Below are 22,200 nucleotides of genomic sequence, written 5' to 3'. Positions count from 1 at the left end.
TTAAAGCCGCCAACCGGAATGAATGGCCACAATTCCCCCGGAGAGATTCTGATAGGACACACGCTCCATCCCAGCGGCTCGCATCATACCGGCCAGCGTCTCCTGATCAGGGAACATACGGATACTCTCGGCAAGATACTGGTAGCTTTCTGCATCACCGGCAATCATCTGGCCCATGCGAGGTAAAACCTGAAATGACCACAGATCATAAATGGCGGATAGAGCAGCAACATCCACTTTCGAAAACTCAAGACAAAGGAAACGCCCACCCGGTTTCAAGACACGCCGCACTTCTCGCAGAACAGCCTCCTTATCCGTACAGTTCCGCAATCCGAACGCCATAGAAACACGATCCATAGAGGCATCCGGAAAGGGAAGGGTCTCGGCATCGACAACGCAAACATCCATCTTGCCGATTAGACCTGCCTTGATGGCACGCTTCCTGCCAACCTCTAGCATCGCCTCGTTAATGTCCGAAAGCACGGCATGACCACCACCACGTCGCAGCCAACCAAATGTGATATCGCCCGTTCCACCGGCCAGGTCGAGTAATTTATGCCCTGGCTGTGGAGAGAGCATGGTCACGAAAATACGCTTCCAAACCCTATGAATCCCAAGAGACATAGCGTCGTTCATGATGTCATATTTACCGGCAACACTTTCAAACACCTGCCGGACCAGCGGTTTTTTTTCACCCCGTGGCACATCACGATAGCCGAAATCAATCGTATCAGCCTCAAAATCAGCTGACGAAGAAGAAGAGGTATGGGAAGAATGGTTCTCAGTCATACATCATCGTTATCTCATTGCGGATATTTATGCCAGAACTCCCAGAAGTTGAGACCATCCTCCAGAGCATGAAATCAGTCCTGGAAGGGCAAACGCTATCATCCATAGATGTCAATAGGCCGGACTTACGCCTGCCTTTTCCGCAGGGGCTGTCCACCATCCCGCTACACCAGCCGATCATAAGGCTGCGACGTCGTGCTAAATACATCCTTATCGATTTCCAACATGACTGGACCATCCTTATACATCTGGGCATGTCTGGTAGACTGTTCATTAACCATGCAGGAGAGAATCTTCCCCCTCGCAAACATGAGCACCTTGTTCTCTGGACAGAAAACAAACACCGTATCGCTCTTGTTGATCCCAGACGGTTCGGCATGGTCTGTCTCTTTCAAACAAAACAGGAAGAGCAACAACCACAACTGGCTCATCTGGGTATAGAACCACTCTCCGACCATTTTACAGCGCAAACCCTCGCTGAAGCTCTTGCCACAACCCGCATGCCGATCAAGAATGCCTTATTAGATCAGCGCCGTATTGTTGGGCTAGGAAACATTTACGTCTGTGAAGCCTTGTTTAAGGCACGCATTCATCCCCAAAAAGCAGCAAACAGTCTGGACAAAAAAGATATGAAGCGCCTTCACGGTTTCATTGTGGAGATACTTCAGGAGGCTATTGCAGCGGGTGGGTCCACTTTAAGGGATTATGTCCACACCGATGGCCAGCCCGGCGCTTTTCAAAACTTACATCTTGTATATGGTAGAGAAGGGGAATGCTGTCTCATTTGCCTGACGAAAGGACGCTCTGTCTCCGTACAACGCATAACACAAAGCAGCCGATCCACGTTTTTCTGTCCACACTGTCAGAAAAATCCGCATAAGTGATCTGTCATCGCTATAGAGCATAAAGACAATGCTTGACGTAATGCTGGCATGGGGGTAGAGGAGCAGACATTATTTTTTAGCGAACTATCCGCAGGAAACCTGAAGCCCATGGCAAACAACGCATCTGCCCGTAAACGCATCCGTCAGAACGAGCGCCGCCGTCTGCGCAACGCTTCTCGTCTGTCCCGTATGCGTACCTTCATCAAGAATGTTGAGAAGGCTATCCTGTCCGGCGATAAGACCGCAGCAGCTGAAGCACTACGCGCCGCTCAGCCTGAGATGCAGCGTGCAGCCGGTAAGGGGGTGATTTCCCGCAACACGGTCAGCCGCAAGATCTCTCGTTTGTCTGCCCGTATCAAATCCCTTGCTGCCGCTGCCTGATCAACTGATCAAAGCAGAATGGCCCGCTTCATCATTCCTGATGAAGCGGTTCTGGGCGCGCCCGCTGTGGGCGCGTTCTTTTTTTGCCGTCCGTAAGGAGTGATAGGGATATAACCCTGAACAGGCTTTTCCTTCCATGAAGGTTAAGGTAGTGTGACGGGATATCCACCACGCCGGCAAAAACACTTGATTACCCCTTCCAGCGGGTTCTACCCTGACTGGAGGTTTGCCAGACTACAAAGTACGGAGATCAGAAGTGGAAAAAGCTCAGTCCCAGGACGCTGCTATGGCCTCTTCTGATGGTTCTGCCCTTAAAATATCCTGGTTACGCATCTGCGACCGTCTGAAAAGTGAGGTCGGTGATGTGGAATATCGGATGTGGATCCAGCGCATCACTTTGGGGCCACTGGATGATGACGAAATCACACTCTACCTGCCGGAACGCTTCCTAAGAGATTGGGTCCGTGCACAATATGGCCAGCGTCTTCAGTCTTTGTGGCGCGAAGAAAACCCGGTCGTCCAGCATGTTGAACTTCGTATCGACAAAAAAGCACAGCGTGCAGCAGCTATGGATGATCTACCTCAGGCTAGTAGTGGCAGTGCTGCTCACAGTTCTTCTGTCAGTGCTATGGCCAGTGAAGACGCTGCTGCTTTAGAACGTGAAGAGGCGACTATAGCGGTACCCACTTCAACAAATGAGGTTCGGAACGACCTGGCTGTCCCGCTGGACCGGCGGTTTACGTTCGATAATTTCGTTGTCGGCAAACCCAATGAATTTGCCTATGCCTGTGCGGGGCGCGTAGCAGACCATCCAGCTAGTCCCGGCTTTAATCCCCTTTTCCTTTATGGTGGGGTAGGTCTTGGCAAGACGCATCTCATGCATGCTATTGGCCTTAAGTTGATTGAACGGGGAAATATTTCGGTCGCCTACATGTCCGCCGAGAAATTTATGTACCGTTTTATCGCTTCCATGCAATCCAAATCACAGATGGAATTCAAGGAGCAGCTCCGGTCAGTCGATGTGCTGATGATTGATGACCTCCAGTTCCTGATTGGAAAAAACAGCACGCAGGAAGAGTTCTTCCATACATTTAATGCGCTGGTAGATGCTGGGCGGCAGATCATCGTTAGTGCTGATAAGAGTCCCTCAGATCTTTCTGGTCTGGAAGACAGGCTCCGCACACGACTGGGCTGCGGTATGGTGGCGGATATTCATGCCACAACATTCGAGTTGCGAATTTCCATTCTGGAAGCAAAAGCCAAAGCTTCTGGAACGCCAGTTCCCCCTAAGGTTCTGGAGTATTTGGCCCATAAAATTACCACCAATGTCCGGGAGCTGGAAGGGGCCCTAAATCGCCTTATTGCACATGCCGATCTCGTTGGTCGCCCTGTGACACTGGAATCGACACAGGATGTCCTGAAGGACATGCTCAAGGCCCATGAGCGTCGTGTTACGATTGATGAGATTCAACGTAAGGTGGCAGAACATTTCAATATCCGCCTAACAGACATGTCCTCTGCACGTCGAGCACGAGCCGTTGCCCGTCCTCGGCAGATTGCCATGTATCTGGCCAAGCAACTTACAAGCCGTAGCTTGCCAGAAATTGGTCGCAAATTTGGTAATCGGGACCATACAACCGTCATGCACGCTGTAAACCGCATTTCAGAATTGATGGAGCAGGACCCCGGTCTAGCCGAAAGCGTCGAACTGCTCCGCCATATGCTAGAAAGCTGAAGATGGCTTTTCAAGCATGTTCTTATTTTGCTAGAGAGACATATTACTCTTCCCGATAAGGCTTTGGGGTTGTCATGAAGTTCACGGTTGATCGCGCGCCGCTCCTGCGTGCATTGTCTCACATTCAGGGTGTAGCTGAAAAACGGAACACCATCCCCATTCTCGCCAATGTGCTGATGGAGCATGACGGTGAATTTTTGCGCCTAACAGCAACGGATATGGAAATTGCCGTTGTTGAAGAAATCTCTTCTGAGGCCACGCAAGCGGGTGCTGTCACCGTTCCTGCTGCTGTCCTTTTTGAGATTGTCCGTAAGCTCACCGATGGTTCGTTGATCGAGTTTACGCAGATAGATTCGGAAAGCCCCCTGCAGTTGAGGGCTGGGCGGTATGAAACAAGTCTGAATGTCCTGCCTGTGGACGATTTCCCGGCCATGGTTGCTGGTGATCTTCCTCACCACTTCACCATTCAGGGAGGTGATCTAAGAGGGCTGATTGACCGCACCCGCTTTGCCATGTCTAACGAGGAAACTCGTTACTACCTAAACGGCATTTATCTCCATATTGTACTGGAAGGAAAGAAAAACTATCTAAGAGCTGTTGCCACCGATGGACACCGGCTGGCCAAGGTTGATGTTCCTGCACCGTTTGGCGTCAAAGAAATGCCAGGGATCATCGTTCCACGCAAAACAGTTACAGAAGTTCGGAAATTACTAGACAATGACGAAGCTTCTGTAGAAGTAGCCCTGTCCGAGACACGCATACAGTTCCGCATCGGCTCTATTCTTCTGACGTCCAAACTGGTGGATGGCACCTTCCCGGAATATACCCGGGTCATTCCCCAGTCCAATTCACGCCTCCTGCGTGTTACTAAGCAGGACCTTGCAGCAGCCGTAGGACGTGTGGCGGCCATCAGTCAGGAACGTCATCGCCCTGTGAAACTGACCATCACCAAGAATCATCTAACTCTTTCAGCTACCAACCCCGATCAGGGTATTGCTCAGGAAGAACTGGATGAGAGTAGCGTCACTTATGGTAGTGATGACATGGAAATTGGCTTCCAAGCTCGGTACCTGACGGATATCACGGATCAGATTGATGTTGAGGCCGAATTTGCCTTCGCAGACAGTTCATCTCCAACACTGATCCGCGATACTAGTCAGCCAGCAGCTTTGTATGTCCTTATGCCCATCAGAGTTTGAACGGTCTCCTTGAACCTGCAACGTCTGACATTAACGGATTTTCGTAATTACAGACATTGCGTCTGGGAGCCATCAAAAGCTCTCTCTGTCCTGACAGGAGAAAATGGCAGCGGCAAGACCAATTTTCTAGAAGCTCTCTCCCTGCTTGCTCCAGGGCGGGGGCTTTTGGGATCACCCGCTCATGTACTGCCCCGTCACGGGGCAACCCAGTGGGGTATCGCCGCTCATCTGGATAGAAATGGACAACAGTTCCAATTATCTACCGGTCTAGCAGAAGGGCGGGGAAGGCGTGTCTTTCTCCTTGATGGTGAACGGACGAAGACCCTCTCAGAAATTGCCCACCTATATTCTTGCGTCTGGCTAACACCGCAAATGGAGCGCCTCTTTTTGGAAGGGGCCTCCAGCCGAAGACGTTTTCTGGACCGGTTAACCGTAGCGCTTCTCCCCGACCACACCCAACAGCTTATGGCCCATGAACGTTCCGTCATGAGTCGGAACCGTGTCCTTCTGGAACAGCCCCACGAAACCGCTTGGCTGACCTCACTGGAGGGATCAATAAGCCGTCATGCCGTTGCAGCTACTGCGGCTCGTCTGCACCTTGTCGAAACGTTGGCTGAAACCCCCTTCGGTAATGAAGTCTTCCCCCAAACAATTCTGAACCTACATTGCCCCATTGCCGCCGCTCTGAAGACCAGTCCAGCACTGGAGGTTGAAGACAGGCTGTGCCATGCCTTGCAACAATCACGGGAGCAGGACCGAGCCCGTAAAAGCACATCTATCGGGGCGCATAAGGCAGACATGACTCTGCAAGATTCCATGACTGGCCGTGAAGCATCTCAGTCTAGTAGTGGACAAAAGAAAATTATGCTCCTTAGCGTTATCTTGTCGCACGCTTATGCCATCAGTAGAATTTGGGGACATGCTCCGGTTATATTGCTAGATGAACCTTTAACCCACCTTGATGAGCGTCGCCGTATCATTTTGATGGAAAGTCTCTCCGCTCTGAAAACAACAACCATCTTGACCGGGACGGAAGCAGAACCTTTTGCTCCCATCAAAAAAGTTGCCTCTTTCTTTCACGTTCATGATGGCACTCTCCATCCAGCATAACTAAACGGGGATACGGCACTTTTCTTACGGTTTTCGGGATAACACGGGCGACAGCACTGGTCAGGGAAGGGTTCTGACAGTATATTCGCTTATCAGAGCTCTCAGCTAACCGGAGTAATGCGCAGGCATGTCAGAATCCCATAACCAGCCGGAAATCCAGTCTTCCGATCATGAGGAATATGGCGCCTCTTCCATCTCTGTCCTACGGGGATTGGATGCTGTTCGTAAACGGCCCGGCATGTATATCGGTGATACGGATGATGGCTCCGGGCTGCATCATATGGTCTTCGAAATCATCGATAATGCCGTTGATGAGGTTCAGGCCGGTTTCGCTTCCTATTGCATTCTCACCCTGAATGGGGATGGCTCTGTGACTGTCCGGGATAACGGGCGGGGTATTCCAACGGACCTGCATGAGGAAGAGGGCATCAGTGCCGCTGAGGTTGTTCTTACCAAACTGCATGCTGGTGGTAAATTTAACCAGAATTCCTATAAAGTTTCCGGTGGTCTGCATGGCGTAGGGGCGGCGGTTGTTAATGCGCTCTCCGAAACTATGGATGTCCGTATCTGGCGCCAAGGGAAGGAGCATGCCATCCATTTCCGCCACGGTGAGCGAGTGGCTCCATTGGAAGTCATTGGCGACTCAACCGAGGAAAACGGTACAGAAGTTACCTTTAAGCCTAGCGCAGAAACCTTTTCCAAAACCGAATTCGAGTTCAGCATTCTGGAACGCCGCATCCGTGAGCTGGCCTTCTTGAACTCTGGCATGAAAATCATTCTCCGTGATGAGCGTCATAGCGAGCCCCGAGAGGTGGTTTTTCATTATGAAGGCGGGCTGACGGCTTTTGTTCAATGGCTCAACAGCTCCAAAACACCCTTAATTGATCCTCCTATTACTGGTGAGCTCCAGGATGACGCTTCCGGTATTAAGGTGGAATTTGCACTCTGCTGGAATGACAGCTTCCACGAGACAATGCTGTGCTTCACCAATAATATTCCCCAGCGCGACGGCGGAACACATCTAGCAGGGTTCCGACAAGCCTTGACACGAGCTGTCGGGAAATATGCTTCCATGTTGGGAAATAAGAAAGAGACCAACAACCTTACTGGTGAGGATATGCGGGAGGGACTGTCTGCGGTCCTATCTGTTAAAGTGCCAGACCCCAAATTTTCTTCTCAAACGAAAGACAAGCTGGTTTCCTCCGAAGTACAGCCTGTTGTACATGCCATTGCAGCTGACATGATTGGCCATTGGTTTGAAACACACCCCAAAGAAGCACGCATCATCATTGCCAAAATTGCAGATGCGGCCAATGCCCGAGAGGCAGCCCGGCGTGCACGGGAACTGACACGCCGTAAGGGGGTGTTGGACGTGTCATCCTTGCCTGGGAAATTAGCTGACTGTCAGGAACGCAACCCAGCGGGGGCCGAACTGTTCATCGTGGAGGGTGATTCCGCTGGTGGTACAGCCAAGCAGGGGCGGGACCGCCGTTTCCAAGCCATTCTTCCCTTACGTGGTAAAATTCTCAATATTGAACGAGCTCGCTTCGATCGTATGCTAGGTTCTGCTGAAATCGGCACATTGATTACGGCACTAGGAACAGGTATTGGTCACGGCCCTGCCGAGCAGGGGGGCTTTAATATTGAGAAGCTCCGCTACCACAAAATCGTCATCATGACCGATGCTGACGTTGATGGTTCTCATATTCGGACCCTGCTGCTGACCTTCTTCTTCCGCCAGATGCCTCAGCTGATTGAAAATGGTCATCTCTACATCGCCCAGCCTCCACTCTTTCGGGCTAAGCGTGGGCAGGAGGAACGTTACCTTAAGGATGAGCTAGCACTGGACAATTACCTGCTGGATAAAGCCCTGAATAATGCAGCTTTGACCTGTCATGATGGGGCTGTTTTGGAAGGCACGGCCCTCCGTGAGGTAATCGACCGTTTTAGTCGGATTGCGCAGGATATGCGGGCACTCTCAGCCCGTGTTCCGCTTTGGATCGTAGAACAGGCTGCCGTCAGTGGCATCATCAACCCTGATGCCACAATCAGAGAAAAAGCTCTTGATGGTTTCGTGACCCGCCTTAATGCGGCGTCCCCCGAAAGTGAACGGGGCTGGAGTGTGGAAGCTGATGGGCAGGGCGTGACCTGCCGCCGTTTCCTCCGTGGTGTTGGGGAGCGTTATACGTTTGAGGTAACACTTCTCCGTTCCAGCGAGGCGCGCCGCCTTCAAACTCAATCTCAGTGGTTGGCTGATTTCTTCAGTAAGCCTGTAACATTACGGCTTGATCAAAAAGATTTCGAATTTTCTGGCCCCGGTATGATGATGGAGCAAATACTGACACAGGGACGTCGTGGTCTGGCCATCAACCGCTTCAAAGGGCTAGGAGAAATGAATGATGAACAGCTCTGGCATACTACATTAGACCCCGCTAGTCGCACTCTCCTTCAAGTGCAGGTCGGCGATGTGGAAGAGGCGGGGCAGGTTTTCTCAACCCTCATGGGGGACGTTGTAGAACCTCGCCGTGAATTTATCGTAGATAATGCACTGAAAGTGGCCAATCTTGACGTTTGATACGCCTTCCATCCGTTGTTTCGTCATCAGTGGATGGCTCACTAGCCTGATAATGGCCTCTAGCTACCTTGCGGGGGAAGCGGGTGCTGCTGCAGATTCAGCAGGTCCCCCTTCTGCACCAGTGGCATCTGCTGCGCAGAACATACATCTTCGATACGGCGTTTTCGTCCACGATTATCATGCCCTTAGTGCTGATGCAGATTACGTTCTGCAGCCATGGGGATACGGTGTAGAAACGCATCTTTATACCGTTGGCCTTGCGAGCTGGTTTCTTACACTAAACCTAATGAGTAGTACCCAGGGACGTTTCAATGGGGATGATGTAGCACCAATTTCCTTCAACAATAGTGGCTTTGCTCATGGTGAGGAGGAAACGACGCATATTGATTTTGATCTGTCTGGTCCTCACGTAACTGTCCTTCTGCCAGTTGAAAAGCAGCGAGAGCCACTGCCTAAACCAGAGCTGAAGCAATCCGTCGACATGCTCAGTTTTCTTATTGAGCTAACACATCGCATTTCTCTGAAGCATGACTGCACTCTGAGCAGGCCCATTTTTGATGGTGTCCGGTTATCCTATCTGGAAGTACATGGCCCCAGTCAGACGACCATTCCGAAAGATCACGGTTCTTATTTCAAAAGTGATGCCTTGAAGTGCGAGTTTACAGGCCGACAGATCGGTGGTTTTTCTCTTGGCTCCCATTTCAAGGCGGCTCAGTCTTCACCACACAAAGGAGCTGTCTGGTTCGTTCATGATCAACAAGGTGGGTTTATTCCGGCTCGTATCGAGTTTGCTCATTACAAATTAGGGCAGATTCTTGTTGTCTTACAGTCCGCACCGAAGATTTCCACTGTAGTACGCTCCCAGACACATTAAGCCTTTTTACACGATAAGCCTGTTCAAATACCCCAAGGAGACCTGACCTATGAGTTCTACCACCACTGCTGTCATTTTGGCTGCCGGTATGGGAACGCGCATGAAGTCTCGGCTCCCCAAGGCCATGCAGCGTCTGGGAAATCGTCCCATGATCTGGCATCTCATCGAAACAGCCCGACAGATTGTAGACCGTATCGTAGTTGTTATCGGGCCGGGCATGGATGAACTAGCCCAACAAGTTTCTCCTCACGAGACAGTCATCCAGTATGACCGTTTAGGGACGGGCCATGCTGCCAAAATAGGCGTGGACATGCTGAATGATGGTAAAGCTATTATTCTATATGCGGATAATCCCTTACTGACAGCAAATACAATGCAACGCTTGCTGAATGCTCATGAAGGAAGACATATCCTATCTCTCTTGGGTATGCGCCCTGTAGTAGCCGGGCATTATGGTAGGATCGTAACGGGAGTAGAGGGGCACGTAGAGCGTATTGTTGAGTTCAAGGATGCGTCTGCTGCAGAGCGCAGTATTACACTTTGCAATGCTGGCATGATGTGTGCGGATGTTGCCCATCTAAAAAACTGGTTGAGCCGCATTACTCCCGAAAATGCCCAAAATGAATATTACCTAACAGATATTGTTGCTCTGGCAGCCAAAGAAGGGCGGGTCAGTTGCGTGGAAGGCACTGAAGAAGAACTAGCGGGCATCAACTCTCGTGCCGAACTGGCACAAGCAGAAAACCGGCTACAGCAAAGATTAAGGCAGAACGCCCTAGAACAGGGGGCAACCCTTATTAACCCCTCAAGCATCTTCCTTGATCCTGACACAGTCATTGCCCGTGATGTCGTAATTGAACCCAACGTGTTTATCGGGCCGGGCGTTACGTTGGAAGAAGGTTGCTTAATCCGTGCCTTCTCTCATCTAGAAGGCTGTCTTGTGAAGAATGGTGCTACGATTGGCCCCTATGCCCGGTTACGTCCTGGCACGGTTTGCCATGAAAATAGTCATATCGGTAATTTCGTGGAACTCAAAAACACCGATCTAGGCGTTGGCAGTAAAGTAAATCATCTAACTTATCTGGGTGATGCTAAAATAGGAAAGATGAGCAATATCGGAGCTGGTAGCATTACCTGCAATTATGATGGTGTTTTCAAGCATAGAACCACTATTGGCGACCATTGCTTCATCGGCTCTAACAGTATCATGGTGGCACCGGTTCAAATCGAAGATGACGCCATGACAGCTGCTGGCAGCGTCATTACACAGGCTGTGCCATCTGGGGCTCTTGCTTTCGGGCGGGCACGGCAGGAAAATAAGGCAGGCAAGGGGAGAGCCCTTCAGCAGGCACTACGGAAAAAGAAGGAACAGGGCTGATGTGTGGTATTTGTGGCGTCGTTGGACACCGTCCTGCTACTCCGATCATCTTTGAAGGACTCCGCCGCTTAGAATATCGCGGGTACGATTCCTCCGGGATTGCAACTGTAGAACATGGCCGCCTTGCATGTTGCCGTGCTGCGGGAAAGCTAGATAATCTGAAAAATGCTCTAGAAAATACCCCCCTTGCAGGTACAACAGGCATTGGCCATACCCGTTGGGCTACTCACGGGGCTCCAACCACTAACAATGCTCATCCCCATAGGGTTGGTCAGGTAGCCATTGTCCATAATGGCATTATCGAGAATTTCGCAGATTTAAAAAACGCTTTGGAAGCTAAGGGCCGCACCTTTAAAACTGAAACTGATTCAGAGGCCGTCGCCCATCTTCTAGATGAGTATATGCAACAGGGCATGTCTCCAAAAGAAGCTGCCTTTGCAACAATCCGTCAACTCCAGGGGGCCTACGCCATTGGCATGATCTTTGAGGGACATGACAATCTTCTCATTGGCGCTCGTCATGGGGCTCCTTTGGCCATCGGGTATGGCGAAGGCGAAATGTTTCTCGGCTCCGACAGCCTGGCACTGGCACCACTGTCCAACCGGATAACCTACCTAGAGGATGGGGACTGGTGCGTCCTAACGCAGGATCATGTTGAGATTCTGGACGGGCAGGGCAAAGTCGTTGAACGTCCTGTTCAAACCGCTTCTTTGACGACAGGACAGATCGGCAAAGATGGATACCGGCACTTCATGGAGAAGGAACTGCATGAACATCCTGTTGCCATTGGTCAAACTCTTCAGCGTATCGTCGATCCGGTAACACGCCGCATTGCGCTGCCTGACATGCCATTTGATGTTGCCACACTCTCCCGCGCCACTATTACAGCCTGCGGTTCGGCTTTTTATGCTGGTATGGTTGGGCGTTATTGGCTCGAGGAGCTTGCTCGGCTACCGGTGGATATTGATGTCGCTTCGGAGTTGCGTTACCGCAACCCGCCACAGCCGGATAAAGGGCTTGCCCTGCTGATATCGCAGTCCGGTGAGACGGCCGATACACTCGGTGTGTTGAGGGAACTCAAGGGAGCAGGGCAGAATATTGTCTCGATCCTAAATGTAGAACATTCCACCATGGGCCGAGAAAGCGATCTTGTTCTAGGTATGGTAGCCGGCCCGGAGATATCCGTTGCCTCTACCAAGGCCTTTACAGCTCAACTATCCGTTCTTGCGGCTCTGACCATTGATTTTGCCCGTCAACGTGGACTGCTTGATGAGCAAAAAGAGCGGGAACTGACGGACAATCTGCTTGATCTTCCTTCTCACGCCATGGAGGTGCTTGGCCTTTTCGACCAGATACGTACTATGGCCCGGGTCATCGCTCAGGCTCGTGATGTCCTGTATCTGGGGCGTGGTATCTGCATGCCTGTAGCACAGGAGGGAGCATTAAAGCTTAAAGAAATCAGCTACATCCACGCCGAAGCCTATGCCGCTGGAGAACTGAAGCACGGTCCTATCAGCCTAATTGATCCGAGCGTGCCGGTAGTAGCTATTGCTCCGTCTACCATTTTATTCGACAAAACACTCTCCAACCTTCAAGAAGCCCGTGCTCGTGGTGGGTGCATTCTTGTCTTCACAGATGCAAAAGGGGCCGAGCGACTGAAGGATATTGCTGAGCATATTGTCATCCTTCCAGATGTCAGTGCTTTTGCTGCTCCCATTCTTTACACCATCCCGGTACAGATTCTAGCCTATGAAGTGGCTCTGCTGAAGGGTACGGATGTGGACCAGCCTCGCAATCTGGCCAAGTCTGTCACTGTGGAGTAAAGGGCACCTTCTGTTTACATCCCGCTGAAGATGGAAAACAGGTAATGAACCCCTGTAAGGCTTGCCTGACGGGGGTTTTACGCTTACTCTCCGACCAGAATATCAGAGGGTGAGAAAGGGGACATCAGATGGAAATAGGGCTAGCAGCTGTTCTTCTGACCCTTGTTTTCCTCCTTTTTCTCATCAGCTTCATTCCGCCCTTGGCCAAGAAGATCAATCTGCCGGAAACGGTTATCATTGCTGTTCTAGGAATAGGACTGGGGGCCGCATCGTCTCTTGTTAATAATTCCATGGGGTTAGACCTACTGGAAGGGCCTGCAGGGGCCTTGCTGTCTTTTCCTATAAGCAGTGAGGGCTTCCTACTTATCTTCCTGCCGCTTCTGGTTTTTCAGGGGGCCATGGGAATCAATGTCCGTAGTCTGACGCACGAAATTGCTACGGTACTACTACTAGCCATCGTGGCGGTCATAGTCTCCACAGCAACGATCGGTTTCGCTTTATATCCCTTTGCACAACAGAGTCTCATCGCCTGCTTACTACTTGGTGCTATTGTTGCCACGACAGACCCTTCCGCTGTGGCCAGTATTTTCCGGGAAATTGGTGCCGCCGCCCGGCTAAGTCGTTTGGTGGAAGGGGAGGCTTTGCTAAACGATGCAGCCGCCATTGCTATCTTTACTATTCTTGTTGCAGCCATTACGGCTCATCATCAGATCAGCTTCAGTGAAGCCTGCATCGACTTCCTGACCAATTTTGCCGGTGCCGTCATCATCGGTGTCGCCGTAGCACGGCTAACCCTGGTCATGATTACTGCCATCAGCGGATTTCCTGCCGCCGAAATTACACTTTCCCTCGTATTACCCTATGGGGTGTATATTCTTTGTGATGACATTCTGGGATTTTCTGGCGTTGTAGCAACAGCTTCTGCTGGTCTAACCATCTCTGCCTTCGGTCCATCAACGTTCCGCCCGCAGACATGGCGCTTCCTTCGGGAGCTCTGGGAACAGATTGAGTTCTGGGCCAGTACGCTTGTTTTCATGCTGGCTGCTATGCTTGTCCCTCGTATGATGATCGGCATGACGAAATGGGATTTACTCCTAATCCTCATTGCCAGTCTCGCCGGACTAATTGCCAGAGCGGCAGTCATTTTTGGCCTTTTACCACTTCTTATCATCACCAGACTTTCGCCGCCTGTACCTTTGCGCTTTAAAACAACCATGGCATGGGGGGGGCTACGAGGAGCTATTACGCTGGCTCTAGCGTTAGCTGTAAATGAAAACCCCCATATTAATGATTCCATCACCCATTTTGTTGGGATTGTGGCCACGGGATTCGTGTTAACGACACTTCTTGTTAATGGCACGACCTTACGCTCTCTCGTTCTCTTCCTGAAACTGGATAGGCTGTCTCCCGTTGATGAGGCGTTACGAAATCAGATCATTGGTATCGGGTTGAGTCATGTCGCCCAACGTGTGGCCCATGTATCTGATGAGCTAAGCTTTGGTGCCCGTACACGGGGGGGAGTAATCAGCCGCCTTGAGCAACGTGCTGAAAAAGAAAAAGCCAGCAATAACTTTGAAACCGCTCTGACTGACAAAGACCGCGTCAATATGGCGTTGCTAACTATTGCCAATCAAGAACGCTCTCTGTTGCTGGACCTTTTCCGCGTTCAGGGAATGTCTAGTCGTCGGGTAATTGAGACATTATTACGTGCGACCGAGGCCATTGTGGATGCGACCCAGCTGGAAGGACGGTATGGGTATGTCAAAACACGCCGTAAGAGCCTTCAACCTTCATGGCGTCTTCGTCTGGCCCAAATGCTACATAGACGCTTCCATATAGATCGCCCCCTGACAATCTGTATGATGGAGCGTTTTGAAACGTTAATTATTTCTCATCTGGTTTCAACATCCCTAATCCGTTTTGTTCGGGAACGTATGGAACCCACCTTAGGGCTCCGTATTACAGAGATCGTGTCTGAGGTACTAGGCAGGCAACGCAAACTTTTGGACGATGCCTTGGCAACGCTACGCCTGCATTATTCTGGTTATTCCGAAGCGTTAGAAGGGCGTCTTCTACGCCAAATTGCGCTACGTTTGGAGGATGAAGAATACGCTACGCTCGCAAAAGATAATCTCATCTCGCAGGAGCTGCATCGTGAGCTTCATCAATCCATCGAGCGGCAAAGAAACCGGCTCGATACCCCGCTGCGTTTCAATCTTCGCAGTGGTATCGAGCAGCGGTTAAGATCATTCCCGGCCTTTAATGGTGTACCAGATGCAGCTCTCCATGATCTGGCTGGGCGAGTGTTTATCTGCTTCCTTTCACCAGGGGAAATCCTGATCCGTAAAGGTGAACGTATTCGTACTATTTATGCACAGGTTGCTGGCCTTGTTGAATCATCTACTAGTTCAGAAACGCAAGAAGTCATGCTGGGAGCAGGGGACCTAATCGGAGCTAATAGTCATATTCAGGGGCAAAGAGCCCATAATACCGTTCGCTCCCTACAATTCTCCCACATGCTTGCCATTCCTAGAGCTGATTTTGACAAGCTTCTTCAACGTTTCCCTATAGTAAAGCGCCAGATCATGAAAAGGCATGATATGCGGCTGAATGGTTCTCTTGAAGCCAATGTAGTAATTACTAGAGATGGTAATACTATTTCTCCTGTCCACGAAGCCGGATTCATCATTTCACCCATCGTGGAGAAACGCTGACTTTCAAAAGCGAGAGGGGTTAGGAAGGTACCACAGCAAATAGGCGGCTACTGATCCGGCTGGACGCTATTAACCCAACAGTAGAAAGCAAAGCCGCCCCTGAGTGAAGGGACCAGAATATAATATCCGGAATCTGATGCAACATTCCGGCCAGCTTACCGACCATTAGATTTCCTAGAAAAATATGAAGCGTAAAGCAGGATATCAATGTCGTATTATGTCGCTCGGGTGCATACCGAGAGAAAAGCGCCATCCCAATAGGGAAGGTCATCCCACAACCAATATCGTTGATTGTATGAAAAGCTACACCCCACCATAGGCTTATTTGATGGGGAGCCGGTTGGACATATTCTCCTGCAATAAGGAAAAGTGGTCCTATTGTAGCAATAGCACTGCCGATGATGATTTTCGTCATATCACGGACTACACCATATCGGTAATCATACCAACGCCAGAACCATAATACTAGAAACCCTGTAATCATGCTTATTACACTATCCAGTGATACGAGTGTACTCACAGGACATGTAATTCCGAGTACTGTTAGCTGGTAATGTTCTTCCCCCCAAAGAAGATAGCCGTCCATAATTTCTTGGTTAGGAAGAATACCAAGCGCAAATAACCCTACTATCCAGAGCAAAAAGAAAATACGCTGTTTTTCTAATTTGGAACAGCTTCTAGCTTGGATGGTCTTTGTCGGATCCGGGAAGCTTATTTCTATTGGAAGATAAGTTCGTCCCATAAGATAGCCGGCTAACCCCATAATCATACCGCAGGTTGTTGCCATAAAAGCCCAACGCCAAGCTATTGTTCCCAGAAAAGCGCAGAGTAGGGGAGAGATAATAGCCATGATCTGTATGCTCTGGCTATAAAGTTGGTAAGCATCAGAACGGCGACGATCTTCGAGATCGTATAAAGCTCCAACCTGTGCCTTCAAACTACCTGAAAAACCGACCCCGGCAAGGAACAACCATAGCGCTAGAACAAAACAGGTTTCTTCTTCCATAAGACCGAAGCTGATTGTTAGTAAGCTGATACCTATGATGGTAGAACGGGTTCTGCCAAGGCCACGATCAGTTATAAAGCTTCCAATAAATGGAGCAGCAAAAATAACAGCCATTATAAGCCCCGAAAGACTGCCAGCCGTGGCATCTAATCCTTTTGGCGCATAGAAACTATGATTAATAGCCAAGAGGGAAGGGAGCCCAATGATTTTTTGAGCTCGTTCAGGGTGTTGAAAAATGTCCTTTAAATATAGCACTAATATGGAAAGCATTCCGTATTGTGCGAAAGAAAGCCAACCTTCCGTCCAGAATAAGACCCACAAGCCTTTTGGATGGCCTAATATGTTAGAGGTAGGCTCACTTTTGTTATTGGACAATATGTTGGCTGGATCGTCAGTCATAGAGGTTTTATAGCATCACAAGCATCCATATGGGAGTACTGTTCGCTCATATAAAAGTCGTATAATATATATTATGCCAACTTATTAGCAGTCCACAATGCCTAGGCAACATAACTCTTTGTATGATTTATTAAAGAAATGCCAAAGCTGACACTAACGTACAGCCTGTTCCTCGGCCATGAGATGTAACAATTCGTTCTGCCTCATACCAGCGTATGGTGCCATCTTCAGTTATCAACAAATCAAAGCTTACGTTTTCAGTTGGCTATCCCCAACTTCCGTAATGCCCCCGCCTGTAAAAACATTTCACCCCGTGCCTGGGCTACCCCCTCCCTCTAACAACCGAGCGGCTTCAGACAAACTGGGAGTTACCAAGCTAATATACGGAAAAATATGTTCTCTCATCATACAAGAAACAATCTCATCTACGAGACAGTGCTGCGTACTAGCCTAACATAACAGCAAATGGCTATTTTATTTGCAAAAAAACCGATACAGCCTGCACGCTCTCTACTTAAGGTAATAGTCCTATTTTAATCGCATCAATGCGCAACAATCATCTCTGCTAATACCGACAACCTTTTAAATACCCGATAACTACTTTGAGCAATGACAGCTGTAACAACGGTCAGCGCATATCCACTGAGGTACGACCCGCCATATATGCGCCCCTCTTCTACTACTGGTGCTTAACAGCTAAAAGAGCCAAGAATTTATACCCTTGTCGATATAGCAGAATCGCTGCCCGTGCAGATCGAAGGCCACTCTGGCAACAAAGAACCACTCTCTTATCCTTCTTCACATCCACTTTCTTTAATCTGATCAAATGATCTAATGGTACGAAGTGTAAATTCTTGTACGATATGGTCGGTTTTTCCCCGAAAGAACGGACATCTATAACAATAACGAACTCATCCGCATTGTTTTTGCATTCCAATGATACAGCTGTCCGACCCGGAGATGGTATCACTCTGAGAATATGCGATAAGCACAGCTGGGCCTGCAACAACCCAATTAACCCTACGACAGGCCCTAAGACACCCGCTGTCCGACAGTCCTGCATATTCTGACCTATATCGGGGAAAACTGCCCGATAACTAGGTACTTCAGCACAGAAGATCGCCGCATATCCCATCCAATGAATGACTGATGCACTAATGAGAGAATACGTCATACATTGGCAAAAGTCGCTCAACATATGAGTAGTGGCAAAATTATCAGCCGTATCCAATACGGCCAGATAGTCCTCTTCTCCACTTATCTCGCACAGCTCTTCCATGACTGACGCCACCGTGTCAGCTTGTGCGCCAACCGGATGGGTTATAAGGGAAACATCAGGGTTCAAGGCCCTTCAAACAAGATACGGCCACGATAGCTTTATTGCGACCTATATCCTCCATGCTATAAAGTGTTTGCCAATAAAGATTGTCTTCTTCGATAACATCGTCATCCATGATATGAATGTGACCAACACCAGCTCCAACCAATATAGGCAAAAGAGTCGAGCCAAGCCCCCCTGCCCCAACAACCAAAAGCCTTGCCCGCTTTAATCTAGCTTGCCCTATCTCGCCGATTTCTGGCAAAATCATTTGACTATCATAACGGGACATCAGGCGTTCCCTTCCTGCAGACATTTCCGCCAATGATGGATCTGCGCTATTGGATCGCCATTACGGAAAATATCACTAACAGCGGACACCGCTGCAACTCCCGCCATACGACAAGCCGGAGCTCGTTATGCTGTAATGCCACCAATTGCCACGAGAGGAATGGGGTTCAGCAAACATAGACCACAGCTTCACATGATTTATCCCTTGTGGACGCCAAGGCATTACTTTCAGCGTGGTTCCCCAGATGGGCCCTAGTGCAATATAAGCTGGTCGAATGGCGCGAGCTTTCCCTAACTCCATATGATCATGAGTACTAATCCCTAACTTCACACCAGCTTGATGAATACGAGTTGCATCTGCCGTTTTCAGGTCATCCTGACCAAGATGGATGTAAGGAGCTCCCTCCTCCAAGGCAATTTTCCAATGGTCATTAACTACTAATAGCGCACCAAAAGACGCACACCTCTCAATGCAGGTAGGTCTGCTCGTTCCGCAAGACCGCAACAATCCACGATGATATCTTCCTTTAACTCTTCTGCTTGAACCTCGACACCACGGCTTACCACACCTCCTGCGCTTTTTAAGTACGCCTCTAAAGCTGGAAGAGCTCGACGAGGGTCGATATGTGCTTCTCGAGGATAGAACCAATCCTTCTTGGAAACGGCCACCCAGATCAGACTCTAACCTGTCCAGTCTGCTCTCATCTACAATTTGATGTTCTTGTGTACAGCGACCAAAACGGATGATCTCACTTCGGTCACGTGCTGCTGAAAGAACAAGGCTACCGGCTTTTACGGTACCCTCATATGTTCTCACCTAAATGTTTCGTCTTTTTATAAAGATGAATGGAATAACTTTTTCCCTTTGGAGTAAGAGCAGGTATGAGTTCAGCTATTTTATAAAATTATGCCAACTGAAGGAGGGTTAGACTGTCGTATCATGGAAGGAACGGGCTGTCTCGGAATCTAACGCTAGATTGAACTGATCTCCCCAGCGAAAAGCAAAATACGCACGAGACAATGCATCATCATGCTGCTGAGCGGTTGAATGACCTTTGGCTAGGTGCGCCGCATGAACAGCCAACTTATAGGTGATCACCCCAGTCTTAACATCATCCCGATCTGGCAGGCCAAGATGTTCTTTAGGCGTGACGTAACAGAGCATCGCCGTACCAAACCACCCTATCATGGCGGCTCCAATGGCAGATGTTATATGGTCATATCCTGGCGCAATATCCGTTGTAAGCGGCCAAGCGTATAGAACGGAGCATCTGCACAGAATTCCTTCTGTTTTTCCATATTTTCATGGATCAGATTCATCGGTACATGGCCAGGCCCTTCGATCATGACCTAACAACCATGTTTCCAAGCAACCTGGGTCAATTCTCCTAGTGTTTTCAGTTCCGCAAACTGGGCCTCATCATTAGTATCAGCAATACTCCCCGGACGCAGACCATCCACAAGGGAAAGAGCAATGTCATAACGATGGCAGATTTCATCGAAGTGTTCGTAAAGAAAACTCTCACGATGCCCATTCAGACACCAATGGGCAATAATGGACCCGCTACGACTAACGATCCCTGTTACACGCTTGGCTGTCAAAGGGATATGAGCCAATCTCACACCGGCATGAATGGTGAAATAATCCACCCCCTGCTCAGCCTGATGAATCAGCACATCTCGAAAAACTTCCCAGCTTAAGGCGAGTGGATCATTCCCGAAACGCTCCAGTGCCTCATACATAGGCACAGTTCCAATCGGCATAGAAGCATTCCGCAGAATCCATGAACGAACTTGCCGAATATAGCTGCCTGTTGAAAGGTCCATGACTGTATCTGCGCCCCAACGGGTAGCCCAGACCATTTTTCCCACTTCTTCTGCCACGCCGGGCGTAACAGCCAAGCTGCATAAATCATTTCTTCAGTCACGATCCCGGCGCGGGCATAATCCAATTGAGTGACATGCTGCCCTTTTACGCCCCGTCTTAACGTATGCGGTGCCGGACAAAAAGGAACATCAGACGCAGATAACTCGCCTTGTCCCTGCTGACGGCCCAATTTCCTATCTTCCAGCCACTGTTCTCTTATTTTGGGTAAACCTACATCCAGTGCCGTACTGACATTTAGATCGGTATAAGGGCCGGATGTATCCTACAGACGCTGCACAGGCTGAATCTCATCAGCGAGCATGCCCCCCTGAATGTCCGCTCTCTCCGAAGGCCTGTAGTAACCGTGAAGCCCTGCATTGATTTTCTCTCCACATGTTAAATGTGAGAAAAGATCCGGGAGTAAATGACAATCTATAAGGAGTTCAGGCAGAGGACATACACCCCCCATCTACATTTTCCCGTTCCTTCGCCGGCATGACCCGGATCAGGTTCAAAGGGTTCGGTATTTACCGTCTCAGCCCTGACTAAAGACAGGACACCCCCGGGCCATCTTTCTTGCGTATCGAGCCTACGCCGCTCCGTCAAGATGAAAAACCACCTTGCATAAACGCCTGCAACAGGTGCCGCCTTGTCTAACCTTGATAAAAACGGTCAAACCGATAACCAAGAGACGTCAGCACCTCATAACCAATCGTACCAACATGATCAGCCATATCGGCAATATCCTGCTGTGGCCCGATAACTGTCAGCCACTCCCCTTCCTGCGTGGCGTCATCAGGTAAATGCGTGACATCGACTGAAAGACTGTCCATGGAAATCCGCCCTAGCACAGGCAATCGTATATCTCCCTTCCAGAGAGCTCCGTTCCGAGCGAAAGAACGAAAGATACCATCAGCATATCCAATGCCTACAGTCGCCACACGCATAGGCTGTACGGCACGATAGGTCAGGCCATATCCAATACGACCTCCTGCTTCGATGGTACGAACCTGTAGTATTTGGGCCTCAAGCCTTACAGCTGGAACAAGCAGATTGGTCTCCTCGTGAAGCGGAGGACCATAAAGCGCAATACCAGGGCGAACCATTTCGAAATGGTAGTCGGGGCCCAGGAAAATACCTGCTGAAGCCGCCAATGAGCGTGGCACATCGGGAAAGGCGACACTCATGGCCAAAAAACGCTGGCGTTGCTCTTCATTGGCAGGATCATCAGGCTGATCTGCACAGGCCAGATGACTCATGACAAGAACAGGTTTCAGCCCCCTCACCACCTCATCGCCCAAATCATCTTCCGAAATACCAAACCGGGACATACCCGTATCCAGCTGCAGGGCCGCAGGATGATCCGTACCCTCCCGCTGGCAAAAGGCTCGCCACTGCCGCACCTGATCCAAACTATTCAGCACCGGAACCAATTCATATTCCGCCATCGTTTCCGGCCGCCCCGGTGCGAAACCATGCAGCACAAAAATCTTTTTCTCAGGCAACAGCCGGCGGAGCTGACGCCCTTCTTCCGGCTGCGCCACGAAGAATGTCTGAACATTGTCAGCTAGGCAGGACGCAACCTCCCGCATACCCAGACCATAGGCATCTGCCTTCACGACAGCAGCACATTCCGCCCCCTCTACATGCTTGGCCAACCAAGCATGATTCTTCCTGATGGCGGCAAGGTCTACCGTCAGGCGAGCACTTGTCTGCTTGCAGAAATGCATCTTCTCTGGCCTCTCATCCTTATGCTGCCCCGAGATTAGGAGGGCTGATCTTACAGGAAATACCTTCCTTGGAAATTATTATTTAATGATAAAATCTCCCGCCTTTTTCCCCCGGTTTTCCGGCATT

The 22,200-nt window shown here is 49.8% G+C and carries 17 protein-coding genes, 2 pseudogenes and 1 riboswitch; of the genes and pseudogenes, 10 read left to right on the top strand and 9 right to left on the bottom strand.

Annotation, left to right across the window (positions count from 1 at the left end; genetic code table 11):
• A complete protein-coding gene (ubiE, locus tag CPA57_RS01460) occupies positions 1-789 on the bottom strand; it encodes a bifunctional demethylmenaquinone methyltransferase/2-methoxy-6-polyprenyl-1,4-benzoquinol methylase UbiE (protein ID WP_077395531.1) in 789 nt (262 codons plus the stop codon).
• A 29-nt stretch (positions 790-818) separates the two neighbouring features.
• Between ubiE and mutM the strand changes: the two genes are divergently transcribed.
• The 10 genes from mutM (at position 819) to CPA57_RS01410 (ending at position 15,462) form a co-directional block, all read left to right on the top strand.
• Complete coding sequence (gene mutM, locus CPA57_RS01455; RefSeq protein ID WP_182080870.1) at positions 819-1,673, top strand: bifunctional DNA-formamidopyrimidine glycosylase/DNA-(apurinic or apyrimidinic site) lyase; 855 nt, start codon at positions 819-821, stop codon at positions 1,671-1,673.
• 108 nt (positions 1,674-1,781) lie between these two features.
• Complete coding sequence (gene rpsT, locus CPA57_RS01450; protein ID WP_077395865.1) at positions 1,782-2,054, top strand: 30S ribosomal protein S20; 273 nt, start codon at positions 1,782-1,784, stop codon at positions 2,052-2,054.
• Between the two features lie 286 nt (positions 2,055-2,340).
• Complete coding sequence (gene dnaA / locus CPA57_RS01445; RefSeq protein WP_195805388.1) at positions 2,341-3,789, top strand: chromosomal replication initiator protein DnaA; 1,449 nt, start codon at positions 2,341-2,343, stop codon at positions 3,787-3,789.
• A gap of 74 nt (positions 3,790-3,863) precedes the next feature.
• The gene (dnaN, locus tag CPA57_RS01440; protein WP_182080860.1) at positions 3,864-4,988 is read left to right on the top strand and encodes a DNA polymerase III subunit beta; all 1,125 of its coding nucleotides are present in this window, start codon (positions 3,864-3,866) and stop codon (positions 4,986-4,988) included.
• A 9-nt stretch (positions 4,989-4,997) separates the two neighbouring features.
• Positions 4,998-6,098 (top strand): DNA replication/repair protein RecF, encoded by a 1,101-nt coding sequence (gene recF, locus CPA57_RS01435; RefSeq protein ID WP_182080858.1) that lies wholly within the window; start codon positions 4,998-5,000, stop codon positions 6,096-6,098.
• Between the two features lie 127 nt (positions 6,099-6,225).
• The gene (gyrB, locus tag CPA57_RS01430; RefSeq protein ID WP_182080857.1) at positions 6,226-8,673 is read left to right on the top strand and encodes a DNA topoisomerase (ATP-hydrolyzing) subunit B; all 2,448 of its coding nucleotides are present in this window, start codon (positions 6,226-6,228) and stop codon (positions 8,671-8,673) included.
• Between the two features lie 52 nt (positions 8,674-8,725).
• On the top strand, positions 8,726-9,547 hold the full coding sequence (locus CPA57_RS01425; protein WP_457851367.1) for a DUF3108 domain-containing protein: 822 nt from the start codon (positions 8,726-8,728) through the stop codon (positions 9,545-9,547).
• A gap of 49 nt (positions 9,548-9,596) precedes the next feature.
• A complete protein-coding gene (gene glmU / locus CPA57_RS01420; RefSeq protein WP_182080853.1) occupies positions 9,597-10,925 on the top strand; it encodes a bifunctional UDP-N-acetylglucosamine diphosphorylase/glucosamine-1-phosphate N-acetyltransferase GlmU in 1,329 nt (442 codons plus the stop codon).
• On the top strand, positions 10,925-12,748 hold the full coding sequence (gene glmS / locus CPA57_RS01415) for a glutamine--fructose-6-phosphate transaminase (isomerizing) (protein ID WP_182080851.1): 1,824 nt from the start codon (positions 10,925-10,927) through the stop codon (positions 12,746-12,748). Before glmU ends, glmS begins: the two co-directional genes overlap by 1 nt.
• A gap of 128 nt (positions 12,749-12,876) precedes the next feature.
• A complete protein-coding gene (locus tag CPA57_RS01410; RefSeq protein ID WP_182080849.1) occupies positions 12,877-15,462 on the top strand; it encodes a cation:proton antiporter in 2,586 nt (861 codons plus the stop codon).
• Positions 15,463-15,481: 19 nt separating this feature from the next.
• Here CPA57_RS01410 and CPA57_RS01405 read toward each other — a convergent pair whose 3' ends face one another.
• The 8 genes and pseudogenes from CPA57_RS01405 to alr form a co-directional block, all read right to left on the bottom strand.
• A complete protein-coding gene (locus CPA57_RS01405; RefSeq protein WP_182080847.1) occupies positions 15,482-16,867 on the bottom strand; it encodes a peptide MFS transporter in 1,386 nt (461 codons plus the stop codon).
• A gap of 130 nt (positions 16,868-16,997) precedes the next feature.
• Positions 16,998-17,114 (bottom strand): annotated as a pseudogene (locus CPA57_RS01400) (hypothetical protein); the annotation flags it as partial.
• Between the two features lie 432 nt (positions 17,115-17,546).
• Entirely contained in the window at positions 17,547-18,158 is a 612-nt protein-coding gene (locus tag CPA57_RS09055) for a ThiF family adenylyltransferase (RefSeq protein ID WP_407647557.1), read from the bottom strand.
• 43 nt (positions 18,159-18,201) lie between these two features.
• A complete protein-coding gene (locus tag CPA57_RS01390; protein WP_182080841.1) occupies positions 18,202-18,477 on the bottom strand; it encodes a HesA/MoeB/ThiF family protein in 276 nt (91 codons plus the stop codon).
• A 75-nt stretch (positions 18,478-18,552) separates the two neighbouring features.
• On the bottom strand, positions 18,553-18,894 hold the full coding sequence (locus CPA57_RS09050; RefSeq protein ID WP_407647556.1) for a thiamine phosphate synthase: 342 nt from the start codon (positions 18,892-18,894) through the stop codon (positions 18,553-18,555).
• 20 nt (positions 18,895-18,914) lie between these two features.
• Complete coding sequence (locus CPA57_RS08995; RefSeq protein ID WP_268235187.1) at positions 18,915-19,043, bottom strand: hypothetical protein; 129 nt, start codon at positions 19,041-19,043, stop codon at positions 18,915-18,917.
• A 361-nt stretch (positions 19,044-19,404) separates the two neighbouring features.
• Positions 19,405-20,626, bottom strand: a pseudogene (gene thiC / locus CPA57_RS01380) (phosphomethylpyrimidine synthase); the annotation flags it as partial.
• Between the two features lie 182 nt (positions 20,627-20,808).
• Positions 20,809-20,917: riboswitch (TPP riboswitch) on the bottom strand.
• A gap of 79 nt (positions 20,918-20,996) precedes the next feature.
• Complete coding sequence (alr, locus tag CPA57_RS01370) at positions 20,997-22,073, bottom strand: alanine racemase (RefSeq protein ID WP_182080837.1); 1,077 nt, start codon at positions 22,071-22,073, stop codon at positions 20,997-20,999.
• Positions 22,074-22,200: the final 127 nt, after the last annotated feature.

Origin of the sequence: Bombella favorum, assembly GCF_014048475.1 — a bacterium.
Classification (GTDB): domain Bacteria; phylum Pseudomonadota; class Alphaproteobacteria; order Acetobacterales; family Acetobacteraceae; genus Bombella; species Bombella favorum.
The sequence above is the reverse complement of the archived record's forward strand: the minus strand, read 5'-3'. Positions and strand labels throughout refer to the sequence as shown.

What these genes read in the sequence shown, in the direction of transcription:
- CPA57_RS01410 (WP_182080849.1), top strand. Translation starts at nt 12,877, where the DNA reads ATGGAAATAGGGCTAGCAGCTGTTCTTCTGACCCTTGTTTTCCTCCTT.
- rpsT (WP_077395865.1), top strand. Translation starts at nt 1,782, where the DNA reads ATGGCAAACAACGCATCTGCCCGTAAACGCATCCGTCAGAACGAGCGC.
- gyrB (WP_182080857.1), top strand. Translation starts at nt 6,226, where the DNA reads ATGTCAGAATCCCATAACCAGCCGGAAATCCAGTCTTCCGATCATGAG.
- CPA57_RS01390 (WP_182080841.1), bottom strand. Translation starts at nt 18,477, where the DNA reads ATGTCCCGTTATGATAGTCAAATGATTTTGCCAGAAATCGGCGAGATA.
- glmS (WP_182080851.1), top strand. Translation starts at nt 10,925, where the DNA reads ATGTGTGGTATTTGTGGCGTCGTTGGACACCGTCCTGCTACTCCGATC.
- CPA57_RS01405 (WP_182080847.1), bottom strand. Translation starts at nt 16,867, where the DNA reads ATGACTGACGATCCAGCCAACATATTGTCCAATAACAAAAGTGAGCCT.
- alr (WP_182080837.1), bottom strand. Translation starts at nt 22,073, where the DNA reads ATGCATTTCTGCAAGCAGACAAGTGCTCGCCTGACGGTAGACCTTGCC.
- ubiE (WP_077395531.1), bottom strand. Translation starts at nt 789, where the DNA reads ATGACTGAGAACCATTCTTCCCATACCTCTTCTTCTTCGTCAGCTGAT.
- CPA57_RS01425 (WP_457851367.1), top strand. Translation starts at nt 8,726, where the DNA reads ATGGCCTCTAGCTACCTTGCGGGGGAAGCGGGTGCTGCTGCAGATTCA.
- mutM (WP_182080870.1), top strand. Translation starts at nt 819, where the DNA reads ATGCCAGAACTCCCAGAAGTTGAGACCATCCTCCAGAGCATGAAATCA.
- glmU (WP_182080853.1), top strand. Translation starts at nt 9,597, where the DNA reads ATGAGTTCTACCACCACTGCTGTCATTTTGGCTGCCGGTATGGGAACG.
- dnaN (WP_182080860.1), top strand. Translation starts at nt 3,864, where the DNA reads ATGAAGTTCACGGTTGATCGCGCGCCGCTCCTGCGTGCATTGTCTCAC.
- dnaA (WP_195805388.1), top strand. Translation starts at nt 2,341, where the DNA reads ATGGCCTCTTCTGATGGTTCTGCCCTTAAAATATCCTGGTTACGCATC.